The sequence below is a fragment of the Alicyclobacillus herbarius DSM 13609 genome (assembly GCF_000430585.1).
Lineage (GTDB): Bacteria > Bacillota > Bacilli > Alicyclobacillales > Alicyclobacillaceae > Alicyclobacillus_G > Alicyclobacillus_G herbarius.
In genome coordinates this window covers 78,377-93,583 of record NZ_AUMH01000016.1, presented here as the reverse complement: position 1 = coordinate 93,583, position 15,207 = coordinate 78,377, and the positions used below count along the sequence as shown (strand labels likewise).

At 56.9% G+C, this 15,207-nt stretch carries 14 protein-coding genes; 11 read left to right on the top strand and 3 right to left on the bottom strand.

Translation table 11 applies throughout. From position 1 onward, the window contains the following. Positions 1-234: 234 nt before the first annotated feature. The 3 genes from H522_RS0112015 (at position 235) to H522_RS0112005 (ending at position 2,582) form a co-directional block, all read left to right on the top strand. On the top strand, positions 235-846 hold the full coding sequence (locus H522_RS0112015) for a hypothetical protein (protein WP_026962500.1): 612 nt from the start codon (positions 235-237) through the stop codon (positions 844-846). 220 nt (positions 847-1,066) lie between these two features. Then, positions 1,067-1,738 carry a menaquinol-cytochrome c reductase cytochrome b subunit gene (qcrB, locus tag H522_RS0112010; RefSeq protein ID WP_026962499.1) on the top strand — a complete coding sequence of 224 codons (672 nt, stop codon included), beginning with the start codon at positions 1,067-1,069 and terminating at the stop codon, positions 1,736-1,738. A 73-nt stretch (positions 1,739-1,811) separates the two neighbouring features. Continuing rightward, positions 1,812-2,582, top strand: coding sequence for a menaquinol-cytochrome c reductase cytochrome b/c subunit (locus H522_RS0112005; protein ID WP_026962498.1), 771 nt, complete (start codon positions 1,812-1,814; stop codon positions 2,580-2,582). 110 nt (positions 2,583-2,692) lie between these two features. Here H522_RS0112005 and H522_RS0112000 read toward each other — a convergent pair whose 3' ends face one another. Together H522_RS0112000 and H522_RS19170 are read right to left on the bottom strand one after the other, a co-directional pair. Further along, positions 2,693-3,538 (bottom strand): YitT family protein, encoded by an 846-nt coding sequence (locus H522_RS0112000; RefSeq protein WP_035453716.1) that lies wholly within the window; start codon positions 3,536-3,538, stop codon positions 2,693-2,695. A 69-nt stretch (positions 3,539-3,607) separates the two neighbouring features. Then, positions 3,608-4,696 (bottom strand): YkvI family membrane protein, encoded by a 1,089-nt coding sequence (locus H522_RS19170; protein ID WP_051344220.1) that lies wholly within the window; start codon positions 4,694-4,696, stop codon positions 3,608-3,610. Between the two features lie 134 nt (positions 4,697-4,830). Here H522_RS19170 and H522_RS0111990 point away from each other — a divergent pair, with 134 nt between their 5' ends. Further along, positions 4,831-5,640, top strand: a complete 810-nt coding sequence (locus tag H522_RS0111990) for an undecaprenyl-diphosphate phosphatase (protein ID WP_026962496.1) — start codon at positions 4,831-4,833, stop codon at positions 5,638-5,640. A 142-nt stretch (positions 5,641-5,782) separates the two neighbouring features. Here H522_RS0111990 and ylbJ read toward each other — a convergent pair whose 3' ends face one another. After that, positions 5,783-7,039, bottom strand: coding sequence for a sporulation integral membrane protein YlbJ (ylbJ, locus tag H522_RS19165; RefSeq protein ID WP_035453713.1), 1,257 nt, complete (start codon positions 7,037-7,039; stop codon positions 5,783-5,785). A gap of 141 nt (positions 7,040-7,180) precedes the next feature. Between ylbJ and H522_RS0111980 the strand changes: the two genes are divergently transcribed. The 7 genes from H522_RS0111980 (at position 7,181) to H522_RS0111950 (ending at position 15,187) form a co-directional block, all read left to right on the top strand. After that, the gene (locus tag H522_RS0111980) at positions 7,181-7,519 is read left to right on the top strand and encodes a nucleotide pyrophosphohydrolase (RefSeq protein WP_026962495.1); all 339 of its coding nucleotides are present in this window, start codon (positions 7,181-7,183) and stop codon (positions 7,517-7,519) included. Between the two features lie 62 nt (positions 7,520-7,581). Then, entirely contained in the window at positions 7,582-8,295 is a 714-nt protein-coding gene (gene dapB, locus H522_RS0111975) for a 4-hydroxy-tetrahydrodipicolinate reductase (protein WP_026962494.1), read from the top strand. A 22-nt stretch (positions 8,296-8,317) separates the two neighbouring features. Further along, a complete protein-coding gene (gene mgsA / locus H522_RS0111970) occupies positions 8,318-8,725 on the top strand; it encodes a methylglyoxal synthase (protein WP_026962493.1) in 408 nt (135 codons plus the stop codon). Positions 8,726-8,728: 3 nt separating this feature from the next. Then, positions 8,729-9,865: an N-acetyl-alpha-D-glucosaminyl L-malate synthase BshA gene (gene bshA, locus H522_RS0111965; RefSeq protein ID WP_026962492.1), complete on the top strand. Its 1,137-nt coding sequence runs from the start codon at positions 8,729-8,731 to the stop codon at positions 9,863-9,865. Further along, complete coding sequence (locus tag H522_RS20620; protein ID WP_051344219.1) at positions 9,862-11,193, top strand: CCA tRNA nucleotidyltransferase; 1,332 nt, start codon at positions 9,862-9,864, stop codon at positions 11,191-11,193. Before bshA ends, H522_RS20620 begins: the two co-directional genes overlap by 4 nt. Then, complete coding sequence (locus H522_RS0111955; protein WP_051344218.1) at positions 11,183-12,232, top strand: biotin--[acetyl-CoA-carboxylase] ligase; 1,050 nt, start codon at positions 11,183-11,185, stop codon at positions 12,230-12,232. The genes H522_RS20620 and H522_RS0111955 overlap by 11 nt, the downstream gene beginning before the upstream one ends. 102 nt (positions 12,233-12,334) lie before the next feature. Next, positions 12,335-15,187, top strand: coding sequence for a helicase C-terminal domain-containing protein (locus H522_RS0111950; RefSeq protein ID WP_026962490.1), 2,853 nt, complete (start codon positions 12,335-12,337; stop codon positions 15,185-15,187). Positions 15,188-15,207: the final 20 nt, after the last annotated feature.

Sequence of the window (15,207 nt, the reverse complement as noted above, 5' to 3'; positions counted from 1 at the left end):
GAAGGACACCGAAAGAAAGCACCCTGAGGTGAGCAGGACTCATCTCGGGGTGTTTTTCTTTCTATCGTTGGCCGTCTGCGAAGTGGTATTCCAACGTTTGTTCTACAGGTGCACAGGAGTTCACGCTTCCCAAATGGGGCAACTTCATGACACCCGCATCACGGGTCAGTTGTTTCGATTCAATCGAGTCGGAATTGGATATACAATAGATGAAAAGATGAACGGAGGAGGAGGATGGAACTCACATGGTGGACTCCTCATCAGTACCAGCCACTCCAATCCTATGTGGATACAGCCCTGCTCGGAATGTGGAATCCATACCCGCTGGACATCGCCGTTCCCTACGGAGCCGCACACATCATTGCCAAACAAATCATGCGTCGTTTATCCGAGTACTACCAGGGGCGAATCGCGGGCTTTGAATTCGGAGCGTTCATACCCGAGCAAGACCCACTTACGCAACCAGTGATCCATTCGAAATTCGCTCATACCCTGTCGCGGATGTTGGGAAATCCAGTACAGTTTATCATCGTCCTAGCGGATCGTCAGCTGGAGCGTGACTTTCAACATGGACGATGTGATACCGTACGCTGGTTGTTTTGTGATTGGTGGCATTGGCTGTCAGAGCGTACGCCCGTCTCTAGGCGTCAAGACGTGTGGATGTATCTTTGTTTGACGTCGCAAGAATATCGCGAACGGCCAGAGTTTCTTGAAATGGGACTGCAGCCTGCTGTAGTCACCGAGATGACCGCAGAAGGGGAACGGCTGCTGCGCCTATGGCTGGAAGCTGCCTACGCTCAGATAGAAGCTATGTGGAGTTTTGCCAATACGGATGCCGTCGAATAGAGAATGGATTGATAAGCCGAAATCTTAACTTGACACATGAAAGTTATGAAAGATATGATGAAAGCGTACAGCACGCGTGTCTCGCGTACATACCCTGTTTCGGCAAGGCTGAGATCGGCTCAATCTCCAATCTCGACTGACCACATCACAACGCGCCAGGTTCGCAGAGTTGGGCAACGGATTTAGGTATCCAATCGCTCTGGGCAGGTGATGAAGAGGGATGTTCAAAAAGGCGTATGATTGGATTGACGAACGGTTAAACGTGACTCCCTTATGGCGTGATGTGGCAGACCATGACGTGCCAGCGCACGTCAACCCCGCCATTAAGATGTCGGCGTTCATCTACTGTTTCGGTGGACTTACGTTTCTCGTCATCACCACACAAATCCTCTCGGGTATGTTTCTCGCGATGTACTACACACCGGATATTAACAACGCTTGGTACAGTGTGAAGTACATTGATGACCAAGTCCTTTTGGGTCAAATCGTGCGTGGCATGCATTTTTGGGGCGCCAGCTTGGTGATTGTCATGATGTTTTTGCACATGCTGCGGGTCTTTTTCACAGGTGCTTACAAAAAGCCCAGAGAGATGAACTGGGTGGTCGGGGTTCTGATTTTCTTTGTCGTATTGGCTTTCGGCTTCACCGGCTACCTGTTGCCTTGGGATCAAAAGGCATATTGGGCGACCAGCGTCGGCGCCCAGATTGCCGGATCCATTCCGTGGATAGGACCCTGGATTCAGACGTTACTCCTCGGCGGCCATTACGTGGGGGCGCTGACCTTGGCGCGCTTCTTTGCCATCCACGTGTTTTTCTTGCCTGCAGCCTTGCTGGTTCTGCTGGCCCTGCACTTTATCATGATCCGGACTCAGCACATCTCGGGACCGCTATGATCGAGCAAGCTGAAAACAACGGACTGCGTGACCCCGCGGTGCCTAACGTACCTGAAAGCGAGGAGATTCGGACATGGCTGAAGGCGAACGCATCCCGGGTACCCCCAGGTACCGCCACAGTTTGAATCCGCACTCAGGGTACGAACCCTTTTTTCCAAACTTTCTTTTGAAAGAGTGGATTGTGGGTGCGGTGTTTCTGTTGGCTTTCGTGTTATGGATCATTTTCAACCCGGTCGAACTGGGTCCGAAGGCGAATCCAGATGATACAACCTTCATTCCGATTCCAGACTGGTACTTCCTGTTCCTCTATCAAATCTTAAAGTACTACCCAGGCTCTCAGATTGTCGTCGGCGTCGTGTTAGTTCCGATGATAGGGACGCTTCTTCTCCTTTTCACCCCGTGGCTGGATGTATCCAAGGAGCGACATCCCTATAAACGTCCGATTGCCACGGCTGCCATGGTGTTGGTCACGTTTCTGGTCATCTGGTTGACAAACGAAGCCCGAGTACAGCACTTGGCGGAAACCGGACAATTGGGAGGGGGGCAGAACCTGCCTCAACTGAAGCCGATCTCTGCCTCTCAGATTAAGTTTACAAATACGAATATGCCGGGATACAAACTGTTTGAGTCCACGTGCGCGGCTTGTCACGGCAAGAGCGGGGAAGGCCATATTGGTCCACCGATTTATGCCATCGGCCATTTTTGGAACCAACAGCAGCTGAAACAATTTGTCGAACATCCACAGGGTGGCATGCCGCCACGAGGTGGTTTAAGCAGTGACCAACAGGTGGATGAGGTTGTAGCTTGGCTGGTGAAGCAAAAACACAGTGGCGGCGGATATTAACATCGCGGATACGAAGGTCAGCGCATACTCCAGTATTCCCCGAGCGTCTCTGGGGTGGCCGGTTAAGCCGCCCTGTTTTTACGCCCGCATTTTTGACGCTTGTTTCACGACTACTCAAATGTGAATCCCTCGCCTAACACCTCGTGGACGTCGTTGATGACCACGAACGCCCTCGGATCCATCTCCGAGACAATCTGCTGGATACGTGTTACCTCTTCCCTCGGCACTACGCAATAGACCACCTGACGTTCCTTGCCTGTGTATCCACCCGTGGCCTTCAGGATGGTCGTTCCTCGTTCCAGGCGCTCGTGAATGGCCGAAGCAATCTCTCGGTTCCGGTCGGAAATAATCGTCAATGCCTTACCCGTTTTGACACCTTCGATGACAAAGTCGATCACTCGACTGGCGACAAATAGGGCGACTAATGAGTACATGGCGACTTCACGTCCGACCTCAATGACGACCAGGCCAATCACACACAAATCAATGGCAAACAGGACTCGCCCCATGGCGATGCCGTACCAGTGCCGCACCAAACGCGCAATAATATCCGAACCACCGGTGGTGGCTCCGGATCGAAAAATGAGTCCTAACCCTAACCCGGTGACAACACCGGCGTACAGCGCAGCCAACAGGGGGTCATGGGTAGGGACCTGCAGTTGACTGGTTAAGGAGGTGAACAACGATACGGCGACGACGCCGACCACCGTTTTCAAGATGAACTCGGCGCCAAAAATCCGCCAGGCGAAAAACAGCAAGGGAATATTGATAAGAAAAAACGTCACACCTACGGGCCAGTGGAGCTTGTACAAAAGCAGCACAGAGATACCCACGAAGCCTCCCTCTGCCAGGTGATTGGCGACTAAAAACGCATTCAATCCGACAGAGTAAATGAAAGCCCCAACCAGGATTTGCCCCCATTTCCACAAGGGGTTCCAGACGTCCTGCCAGCGCATACAAAGTCTCCTTTTCTTCCGGGCGCAACGATGGATTTGCTCGATAGTCGTCCAGCAACATCCACTTCATTATAAATTCTGGCAGTTGTCAGAGCAAAACCGGAGAGGCCACATGACCGCCAACAGCAACAGTAAACTGACCCACCCGAAAATGGTGTAGCCGTAGGACACCATCCGGGTGAATCCCACGGTGCTGCATGCGGCGGCCAGGAGTAAGAGTCCGAGGTGGTAACCGTCCTTCACCCAAGCGACAAGGTGCGGACGTGCCGGTATGGGCAGTTGGCTCCCGATGGCGTACACATTCCCGACTAAGGTCGAATAGATCTCCCCCCATAGGATGAAACTGAACAGCCACTGAAACACCCCCCCATAGCGGGAGGCAACAAAGCCCATCGGAACCGCGTACGAAACGGACGTAGGGTAGTGCACCAACAAAGTAAAGGTGACGGCCAGCAGCATGAACCCGAGCGCTGCCGCGCCGGCTATGGCGCCAGCCCGCAGCACGACAAGGTCCCCGACCTCCGCTCCGAGTGGAATCAACACCCCGGCAGCCAGGCCGATGTTAAACGCGACGTACAAGACGGCCGCGATGCCTGCGGCAAGAGGGTGGGGTGAGGAAAGCTGCATCGCTGCCTGTAGCGCGTGCTCGATGGCGTGGGGGGTACAGGCGGATCGAACGGATGCAAATAACACCACGAAGATGAGGATGGGAACGATGATGGAATTGGCCTTCATTAAGCCGGTTATGCCACGTAACAAGGTGAGGAACGTGACGGCTAGCGTCGCCCAAACTCCGAGCGCGAACGGCAGACCGAGGATTTCCCGTGCCAGTTCACCGGTCCCTGCCATCATGGTGGCGCTGACGCCAAACAGCATCAGCAGCAGGATGAGATTGACCACGTTGCCAACCCAACGTCCCAAGAGGTAGTTGGCCACGTCGCGGAAGGATCGTGCCTTTAGACGTGCCCCCAAGGCCATCATGCGCTGGCCCAGCCAGCTGAAGAAAAATACCGAGGCCAACACGGCGAGAACGCCCCAGTAGCCGTATCGTCCAAAGAACTGATAGATTTCTCTCCCTGAAGCAAACCCGGCACCGACCACGGTACCAATGTAGGTACAGGCGACCTGGAAGGCACGAATGCGTTGTCTTTCGGTCACGGGACATCTCCCCCCCTTACACCATATGGCGAACCGACCGTATTCAGACCGCAACCATGGACATGTTCGCGAAGACAAGCCATATACATAAAGCGAATCCATCGACTATCTGGCGTAGCCTTAGGAGGGATGCCATGACCGAACTCCAAGCTGTCATCCTGGGTGTCGTGCAGGGAATCACAGAGTTTCTACCCATCAGCAGCTCTGGGCATTTGGTCCTCTTACAAAGAATCTGGCACATTTCCAGCAACCAGATGCTGTTTGTCATCTGCCTGCACATAGGAACCCTGGTTGCCGTCGTTGCGGCATACCACCGCGAAATCCGTTGGCTTATCCATCACCCATGGTCGTGGACGGCGCGCATGATCTACGCCGCACTCGTTCCGACCGCCTGTGCCGGGGCCTTGTTTGAGGATTGGTTTGAAAATGTATTCGCCAGCGGCGCCACAATCGGACTGGAATTTGTCATCACCGGTGTCATCCTGTGGTGGATGGATGGAGTGACGACGAGCCGTAAGCTGGAAGAAGACATGACCGTCTGGGACGCGCTTTGCGTCGGGTGCTGTCAGGCCGCCGCCATTCTTCCTGCGTTGTCCAGGTCCGGTCTGACCATCGCCGGCGGATTGTGGAGGGGAATGGACAGAGAGGCGGCCAGTCGGTTTTCATTCCTTCTTTCCCTCCCAGCCATCCTTGGGGCCACCGCGGTTCAACTCGAAGAGTTGTTAGAAACCCCCACCAAGTGGATCCGGATCGATTGGCTCAGTCTGGGGCTCGGGACGGCTGCCGCGGCAATGAGTGGATACATCGGGGTGCGAGCGACACTGTGGCTTGTCAAGAAGGCACGCATGCGGATTTTCGCGGTCTATGTTTGGGCGCTGGCAGCCTGGATTCTCTTCGACCAGGTGACAACCCACCGTTGGTTTCCACCGTTGTTTCATGGTTGATGCCCTGAAGAAAAACGCCCACGGCTTGCACCGCGGGCGTTTTCGCGTGAGCCAGGGAAACAGCGGGGCACAAGGCGCGCAAAACACAATGAATTCGGGGTCGCGAGGGACCCCCTCCGTACGAGCCACTTACGTCGTATCGTTATCGTGTCCGCCAGACCAACAGGCGCAGACGACGGATGGTCGCCCAAGCTGCAGACAGAACCAGAAGACCGACAATCAACCATACCCAAGCCGTGAGTCCGTTCCACATTGTCACCACCCAGGGCGATCCGCTCGACGCACTTTGGAATGCGGCGAATACCGGTACTTTATCGGTCAACATCTGGGCGACCGGTCGACCCACGCCCAGGTGCCAGAACACGACGGTTAGAACTGCGGCCAACGCGGCATGTAAGAATCGTGCTAAGAAATACGGAGTCATCCGGATGTCGGTCTGGGTAAGCACACTGGCCACCTGAGCGTGCACCGCCAGGCCGCTCCAGGCGATGATGGCGCTTACCAGTGCAAATTTCTGCAGCATGGGGGCACTGGCAGCAGCCGTTTGTGCGGTGCCGATGTCAATCTCCAACAACCCGGCCATCGTCGGACCAACGAGGCTTGGGTCGAGGCCAAACAATTGATAGACAAAGGCAATGGGCCAGCCAATGATACGCATCAAGCCGGACAGGTTGAGGATTTCAATCAACACGGCGAAGAAGACGATGAACCCACAAATCATGAGCAACGTCTGGATTGATTCCGTGACGGCCGTTCCGAGCAATTTCCCGAACGTACGTCCGTCTTCTTCGCGGGCTTTCATCATTTCCCGGTAGGCGCGCAGCAGAATGTTTCCCCGCCCGCGCGTCGCCTCGGTGCGTATCGTTTCACCTCTACGCCCCCACAGTTTAAAGCTGACCCCGACCAAAAAGGAAGAAACGTAATGGGCGACGGCGAGCAAAGCGCCCAGCTCGGGGCTCTTGAACATCCCCACCGCGACCGCGCCAAACATAAACAGAGGATCCGCCGTATTCGTGAAGGCGAGCAGTCGTTCCCCTTCGACCTGCGTACACATTCCCGTCTCGCGGAAGCGCGCGGTTACGACCGCGTCCATTGGATAGCCGGCGGCTAAGCCCATTGAGAGCGCAAACGCGCCTACTCCGGGGACACTAAACAGGGGGCGCATCAACGGCTCAAGCAACACGCCGAACCCCCGTACGATGCCTAGCCCGAGCATGAGTTCGGATAGAATGAAAAACGGCAGCAAAGACGGAAACACGACATCCCAGAACAGTTTCAGGCCGACCAATCCCGCTTCAACGCTTTGCTTGGGGTAAATCACCAAGGCAATCGTGAACACGACGACCGCGGTTCCAAGCAAAATTGTTGAAAGCTGGCCGCTTTTCCACCATCGCTTCAACCGGCTTCATCTCCTTCGTCGCAGCACGCTACCCGATGTCCAAGACATCACTAAAACATATGTCCAAGCCGGAGGTTTATGTTTTCGGAGTACAGTCCGCTATAATAGCAAGCAAAGGCTTTTACGAAACGAGGACTGACCATGACCCTCGCCGAAATGCAAGAACGAATTGATGCGTATATAGGGCAATTTCAAGAAGGCTATTTTTCTCCGATGACCCTGGTTGTGCGGTTAAGTGAAGAGTTGGGGGAGCTTGCCCGCGAAGTCAACCATGTATATGGAGAAAAGCCGAAAAAACCGGATGAACCGGAAGGCAGTATTGCGTTGGAGTTGGGCGACTTGCTGTTTGTCATCGGCTGCCTGGCAAACCGTCTCGACATCGACCTTAGTGATGCTTTTCAAGCGGTCATGAAAAAGTTTGAAACCCGGGATAAGGACCGCTGGACCCGGATTGACAAGCAGGGAGACGGTCAGTCGTAAGGACAAACGTCCGTGTATCGGACAAGCTCTTAACGCCAGCTGCAGGAAACAGGAGGACAGGCATGGAGAACACCATTCGCGTTGTCATTGCAGGGATTCATGGAAAAATGGGACGGGAAGCCGCTCTGGCGTTCAGCAAAGACGCGCGTTTCCAGGTGGTGGGTGGATTGGCGCGCCGAGCTGGACAAGCAGAGGGCGATTGGCCCGTTTTCACCGATAAGCACGAATTAATTACCGAGACAAGCCCCGATGTCTGGCTGGACCTCACCGATGCGTCCAGTGTGGTTGAGAACGTGGATTTTGCCATCACCCATGGCATCCGGCCCGTGGTTGGCGCGACCGGATACACGGAACAGGATGTGGCGCGTTGGCACGCTGCATGCCTGGAGCGAGAAATAGGGGGCATTGCCGCCCCCAATTTTGCCATAGGCGCGCTACTGATGATGCGCTTTGCGCGTGAAGCGGCACGCTTCATGTCGGCCGTGGAAATCATTGAACTCCATCATGACGGCAAGAAAGATGCACCTTCGGGAACCGCGAAACGAACGGCGGAGCAGGTGGCCTCTGAAGTCGGGCACCAAGTCCCCATTCACAGTGTTCGTCTACCTGGACTCGTGGCTCATCAGGAGGTCTTGTTTGGCGGCCAAGGCGAGGTGTTGACCATACGCCACGATTCGCTGTCTCGGCAAAGTTTCATGCCCGGCATCCTCACCGCTTGTGCCCAAGTCGGAAGCATTCGCGGGCTGGTTTACGGATTGGAAAACATCCTCTGGTAGAGGCGAATAGGAGCGTGGTCCGATGAATATTGCCCTTATTGCACATGATGCAAAAAAAGAACAGTTGGTAAATTTCACGATTGCCTATAAGCACATTTTTGCCCAACACAGCCTGTATGCAACCGGGACGACCGGGAAACGCATCATGGATGCGACCGGTTTGAACATTCATCGTGTGTTATCCGGCCCATATGGCGGTGACCAGCAAATTGGTGCGAAGATTGCGGAGGACGCAATGGACCTGGTGATTTTCCTGCGCGATCCGCTGACCGCCCAGCCTCACGAACCGGACATCACCGCGTTGCTTCGGCTCTGCGACGTGCACGACATCCCCGTGGCCACCAATCTCGCGACTGCCGAAGCGCTGATGCGCGCCCTTGAACGTGGTGACCTCAACTGGCGCAAGGCGGTGAATAAAAAGGAGTCCTAGAGGATGCGCATAGGTATCAGCTGTTATCCCACCATCGGCGGGTCAGGTGCGGTCGCCACAGAGTTGGGCAAAGCCTTGGCGCATCGCGGCCATCAAGTCCATTTCATCGTTTCGGACGTGCCGTTTCGACTGGGGGAGTTTCATCGCAACATCTACATCCATGAGACGGATACGATGACCTATCCAGTGCTTAGAACCCCTCCCCACGATTTTACGTTGGCTGCGCTCATGGCGGATGTCATTTCCCAGTACGAGTTGGAAGTTTTGCACGTACATTACGCGCTGCCCTTCGCCGTCTCCGCGTTTCTCGCGCGGCAAATGGTGGCAGGGCACCCCGTACGGGTTGTGACGACTTTGCATGGCACCGACATTACCGTGCTCGCACAGGATAAAAGCCTGTATCGAGTGATTCAACTCGGCTTGACCAAGAGTGATGTCGTGACGGCGGTCAGCCACAGTTTGGCGCGACAGACCGAGGAACTGTTCCACCTGGAGCAACCGATTGCCTGTGTGCACAATTTTGTCGATCCGAACGTGTTTCGTCCCGGGGAAGCATCTTCGCTGCGCGCTTGTTTTGCCGATGCGGGCGAAAAAGTGTTGCTTCACGTCTCGAACTTCCGCAAGGTCAAGCGGATCCTTGATTTGATTCACGTTTTTGCTCTGGTCAACCGCCAGGTTCCGAGCCGCTTGTTGCTGGTCGGAGAAGGGCCGGAACTCGGTGCTGCGCGAGAATTGGTTCGCGGCTTAGGGCTCGAAGAGCGGGTGCACTTTCTCGGCAAGCAAGACGATGTGGTGCCGCTGTATCAAGCCAGCGACCTATTTCTGCTTGTTTCCGAAAAGGAGAGCTTCGGCCTGGTGGCGTTGGAAGCCATGGCCTGCGGGGTGCCAGTGGTTGGAACAACGGCGGGCGGGATTCCCGAGGTGGTGATCGATGGGGAGACGGGGTATCTGTCCCCCGTAGGGGATATCTCCCACCTCGCCGAGTCTTCCGTCCGTTTGTTGTCGGATGAAGAACTGCGCACCCGAATGGGTCAGGCAGGACGAATCCGGGCTGTGCGTCAGTTTTGTGTCGAGGACAAAGTCGCCGAATACGAACATCTTTATCAATGCGCCCTTGCAATGGGGGCTCTGTCTGGATGAAGCCGTCTCCCCGTATCCCGGCGCCGCCCGATGACGTAGCGGCGGTCATGCAGACGCTTTGTAGTCACGGTTACCAAGCGTACCTGGTCGGAGGGTGCGTACGCGATGGACTGCGCGGACTTCCCATTCATGATTATGACGTGGCCACCGAGGCGCTCCCCGAACAAGTCCTATCGTTGTTTCCACGCACGTTTGCCACGGGGCTTCGCCACGGCACCGTTACCGTAGTAACGGAACACCGCTCCGTCGAAGTCACGACCTTCCGAGTGGAATCCGTCTACAGCGACGGGCGCCGGCCAGACAAGGTGGAATTCACGCATAGCTTGGAGCAGGATTTGGCGCGCCGCGATTTTACCGTCAACGCCATGGCGGCAGACCTGGAGGGACACTTGATAGATCCGTTCGGAGGATGGTCAGATCTGGTCGAGCAGCGCCTGCGCGCCGTTGGAAATCCCGAACAACGGTTTGCGGAAGACGGTCTGCGCATTCTGCGGGCGTTGCGATTCGTAAGCCAATTGGCTTTTACCATTGAACCCAGAACCGCTCATGCCATGCACATGCAAGCAGAGAGATTGCGGAGCGTCTCTGGCGAGCGTATCGGCCAAGAGATGAAGCGCATCGCGGAAACGATGTGGTGGCAGGCATGGCCGCTGTGGTGCGAGGGTCCTTGGCTGCGCGCCTATCCGAATCCGTGGCCAGGCTGGGCGGACGCGCTGTATGCTGCCGCCGACCGAATTGGTGATGACGAGTCGTCTTTCGAAGCGTTTGGACGGCGCTGGAGACAAACCCTTCAGGACTTGCACTGGGCGGACGCGTGGGCGCCTGTGGTCGCCTGGATGTTCTGGGTGGGTCACATCGTCTCTGCATCCACGGAGGAAATCCACGAGGCGATTCGACGCTTCGGGTGGCCCAAATCCGTCGCTCAGCAGCTGCGGCGCATGCTCGCCGTGTCCAATCCGGATCCGCTTTCCTGGACACAGACGGTGTGGCGCCAGCGTTTATTTGAAACGCCGGCCCCTCTGGTCGGTTGGGTGTGTTTTGTGCTGGACGTGTTGGTCCCCGGACAGGCCTCGCGTTTTGCTCGGTACCAGGAAATGGCGCCCACGCAGCCACTGCATGGTTTGTCCGCGTTGGCGGTCAATGGGCATGACCTGGCAGCGCTTGGTCTGAGGGGGAGGGAAATCGGGGAGACACTGACCAGTTTGGCTCGTATGGTGCTTAACCAAGACTTAACGAACGAACGTAGCGTCCTCTTGCAGTGGGTGATGGATGACCTCGCCTCGAAGGGGCGCACCATAGAAACCCAGGAGGGGCAGCATGACCTCTGAAGTTGTGGACAACCGCAATCATAGCAACAGTGACTCGACCGCCTTGATTCGCGACCAGATTCTTGAAGCGTTTCTCAAGGCGAGCGATCACCGCGTATCCGGCGCCTGGCTGAGTGAACAACTGGGGCTCACCCGAGCGGCAGTATGGAAGCACATTCACAGCCTGGAGGAACTGGGGTTTTCGTTTTCTGCCGCAACGCGGCGCGGATACCGATTGGAAAAAACACCCGATTTGGTTCTTGGCCCTCTCCTCCAGCCACGACTCGCAAATGTTGGGGAATTCGGCCGGACGGTCATCTGGTCTCCGGAGGTGGACTCCACCAATGCGTTGGCACTTCGTCTCGCCCGGCAAGGTGCACCACATGGCACACTCGTAACCGCCTTGGTACAGACCGGGGGACGGGGGCGGCGCGGTCGCGGCTGGGTCTCACCTCGTGGAGGTCTCTGGATGTCGATTCTCCTCGGTAAGTCAGTGCCACTCTTTCTGGCCCATGAGTTGACCCTCTTGGCATCGGTGGCCGTCTTCCGTGCCCTGCAAAAACAAGGGTCGTTTCCGCTTTCGATCAAGTGGCCGAACGACATCCTATGCGACGGGCGCAAAGTATGCGGGATTTTAGCGGAAATGCGGGCGGATGGCGAGAATGTCCAATACGCCGTGCTAGGTATCGGCATCAACACGAACGTGCCGCTGAGCGAGTTGCCAGCTGCCTTAAACGGCACCGCGACGTCGCTGTCTTTATACCGCGACAATCCCATTTCTCATCTGGACCTTGTGGCGGCCATCTTGAATGAGTTGGAACCGTGGTACGAAGGCCTCGTACGCGGCGAATCGCAGTTCGCTGCCGTCGCCGATGAATGGCGGGCCCACAGTGCCACTTTGGGCCGGCTCATCCAAGTCGTTGTCGGTCGCCATACGTATCAGGGGATCGCCGAACGCCTAGATGCGGATGGCGTGCTACAACTGCGCCTGGACGACGGAACCCTGCTGCCTGTGCACAGCGGCGAGGTCCTGTTTTCGGAAAACGAAGTACAGAAGTGAGGGTGTCCGGAAGGGAAATAAACGAACTCGATTCGATGGGTCTGGGTCGGTTGACCGGTTTTGATACAATAAGGGCAATCGACAGGCAGGGGGCCAACGGGTGTGAAGTTCGTCGTATTGGATCTAGAAACCACCGGATTGTCTCCGGATCGTCATGAAATCTTGGAAATCGGCGCCGTGGAATGGATTGACGGCCAGATCGGAGAGACGTTCCACAGCTTGATTCGCCCGGCCTCCAAAGTAGATGCGGCCATCTTCGAACTGACCGGGCTTTCCCCGGCCGACCTGATGCACGCGCCGCCGATGGCCGACGTATTGCCCCGCCTTCTCTCTTTTCTTGAGGGCCATGTCTTGGCTGGTCACCATATCGAGTTTGACCTCGGCTTTTTGCACGCCGCCTGTGAGGCGTTCGGCTACGTACTGCCCGTGTCGGAAGACGCATTGGATACACTACATTTATCACGCATTCTCTGCCCGCAGGCGCGAGAACACCGGTTGATTGACTTGGCCAGGCGGTACAACATCCCCGTGCGGACCCCGCATCGGGCTTTGGCAGATGCTGAAGTCACGGCCCATGCGCTGACCGCCTTGGCGACACAGGCAAAGCGTTTACCGCAGGTGACACTGCAGACGCTGGTGAGGCTCGCCAGCCTGTATTCGGGCGTTACCGGGGCATGGTTTGCCGAGTTGGTAGACCAGCAACAGCAGGAGTCCCAAGGCGCGGACGTAAACGGGGTAGAAGTCGTGGAAGACCTGGTCTTTCGTTCCCCACAGCCGTGGCTTGAGGACCGCCCATCCTCCTCCGATCAAACCGAGGATTGGAAATCTGAGTCCGCCCAGCTACTGTCCTCGAACAGCCCGCTGGCCGAGGCCTTGCCTGGATTTGAAGTCCGCCCAGGTCAACAGAAGATGGTGGTCGAGGTGGCCAAGTCCCTGGCGGAAGACCTACACCTCATCGCAGAGGCGGGGACCGGGACGGGGAAATCGTTAGCCTATCTCATTCCAGCCGCCCTATACGCAAGACGCCATGACACTCGGGTCGTGATTTCCACACATACCATCGCCTTGCAGGACCAAATCGCTGAGCGGGATTTCCCCACCCTGCGCAAGGTGATTCCAGAGCCCCTGCGTTTGACCGTGTTCAAGGGGCGGACGCACTATCTCTGCATGCGCAAACTCCGGCACGAGGTCGCGATGCTCGGATGGACGAACAACCCGGAGGAAATTCGGGCGTATATGCGGATGCTGGTTTGGTTGACGGAAACCGAATCGGGGAGCCGGGAGGAGCTCGCGCTGTCCGGGTCCGAACAGAGCGTGTGGCCGCGCGTACAGAGTGAGAGTGAAACCTGCATCAACAAGCGGTGCCCGTTCTTCAAGCCGTGCTACTACTTTCGGGCACGCGCCAAAGCGTATGAAGCAGACATCGTGGTCACCAACCACGCGTTGGTCATGACCGACCTGAAGGCAGACCATCGCGTACTGCCGCCTTACGAAAAACTGATTCTGGATGAAGCCCATCACCTGGAGGAAGAAGCGACACGCCAACTGGAGGATGAGGTGCGTTCTGGTCACCTACACGCCCTGTTGGCTCGTCTCGTGCGCGATCGTGGCCGTCAAGGCGTGCTCCCGGAATTGCAGATCCGCCTGACGGAGCGGGGACACCACGCACTGGTGGAAGCCGTGATGGAACTCATCGACATCTGCGCGCAGATGGAAACCCAGTTTGAACAAGTCTTCGCCTTTTTGCATCAACTGCTGCCTGCGCATACTAACGAGGTACGGGTGTCAGCAGAGATGCGTAAGCAGTCGGCGTGGACACGTTACGAACAGGTCGTTCATCAGCTCACAGAGCTCTGGCGCCGTGCGGAGCCCAAGTTGACGCGACTGGCCGAGGCCGCGGCTGTGGAGGATGACGAGACGGCCGCCCGACTCCTGGATGCGGTCGGGTACTTTCCGGTCCTCGGCGGAGCCATTGACACGCTGGGAAACGCCCTGGAGGAATCGTCGGACTGGGTGACGTGGATTGAACGATCCGCCGAGACCACCGGCGCTCGCACGGGATGGCGGGGCGTGAACCTGCACCGGACGCCGCTTAGCATTGCGTCTATCCTCGAAGAGCGGCTATTCAGCAAGAAAAGCTCCGTGGTTTTGACCTCTGCTACCTTGTCGGTGGAAGGCCGGTTCAACTACATCAAAGACCGTCTCGGGCTAAAGACCTTCGCGGATGCGGGAAAACTGTCGGAGGTGCGTGTGGCATCCCCGTTTCGCCTGCGCGAGCAGGTCCTTTTGTGTGTCCCCAATGATGTCCCCGAACTGGCCCGATTGGGGCCGGACGAAGCGGCCCGTTGGCTGACCCCTTCGTTGGTGCGATTGGCCGAAATGAGCCGGGGCAAGGTGTTGGCCCTCTTCACCAGCCACCAGCTGTTGCGGGCGGTAGCCGCAAAGGCGCGCGCTGCCCTGGCGGAAGTGGGCTGCGAATTGTTTGCGCAAGGCTTGGACGGCAGCCGAACACAGATTTTGGAGGCTTACCGAACACATGACCAGGGTGTCCTGTTCGGCGCCCAATCCTTTTGGGAAGGGATTGATCTTCCAGGAGACCAACTCCGCACCTTGGTGATTGTGCGGCTCCCCTTTGCGCCGCCCACGCATCCGGTGACCGAGGCGCGGCACGAACAACTGGAGCGAAACGGAAAGAGCGCCTTCTGGCAGGCCAGTCTGCCGGAAGCTGTGGTCCGCTTTCGCCAGGGGTTTGGCCGCCTCATCCGCACCACGTCCGACCGGGGAGCCGTGGTGGTCTACGACACGCGGTTGGTGCAGAGCCGCTATGGGCGCGTGTTCCTGCGCTCGTTGGATGGGGTGCGTCCCGTCGTTGGGCCAGAGGCGGAAGTCCTGTCCAAAATCGGCGCCTTCTTTCAATCGGAGAACGCATGCCAAACCTCCCGCGTCGCAGACTAACCTGTGCATCGATAGGGAGA

Bases quoted from the DNA above. Each gene is read 5' to 3' on its own strand.
- dapB (WP_026962494.1), top strand. From the start codon at position 7,582: ATGGAGAACACCATTCGCGTTGTCATTGCAGGGATTCATGGAAAAATG.
- H522_RS0111955 (WP_051344218.1), top strand. From the start codon at position 11,183: ATGACCTCTGAAGTTGTGGACAACCGCAATCATAGCAACAGTGACTCG.
- H522_RS0112015 (WP_026962500.1), top strand. From the start codon at position 235: ATGGAACTCACATGGTGGACTCCTCATCAGTACCAGCCACTCCAATCC.
- mgsA (WP_026962493.1), top strand. From the start codon at position 8,318: ATGAATATTGCCCTTATTGCACATGATGCAAAAAAAGAACAGTTGGTA.
- H522_RS0112005 (WP_026962498.1), top strand. From the start codon at position 1,812: ATGGCTGAAGGCGAACGCATCCCGGGTACCCCCAGGTACCGCCACAGT.
- H522_RS0111990 (WP_026962496.1), top strand. From the start codon at position 4,831: ATGACCGAACTCCAAGCTGTCATCCTGGGTGTCGTGCAGGGAATCACA.
- H522_RS0111980 (WP_026962495.1), top strand. From the start codon at position 7,181: ATGACCCTCGCCGAAATGCAAGAACGAATTGATGCGTATATAGGGCAA.
- qcrB (WP_026962499.1), top strand. From the start codon at position 1,067: ATGTTCAAAAAGGCGTATGATTGGATTGACGAACGGTTAAACGTGACT.
- H522_RS0112000 (WP_035453716.1), bottom strand. From the start codon at position 3,538: ATGCGCTGGCAGGACGTCTGGAACCCCTTGTGGAAATGGGGGCAAATC.
- bshA (WP_026962492.1), top strand. From the start codon at position 8,729: ATGCGCATAGGTATCAGCTGTTATCCCACCATCGGCGGGTCAGGTGCG.
- H522_RS20620 (WP_051344219.1), top strand. From the start codon at position 9,862: ATGAAGCCGTCTCCCCGTATCCCGGCGCCGCCCGATGACGTAGCGGCG.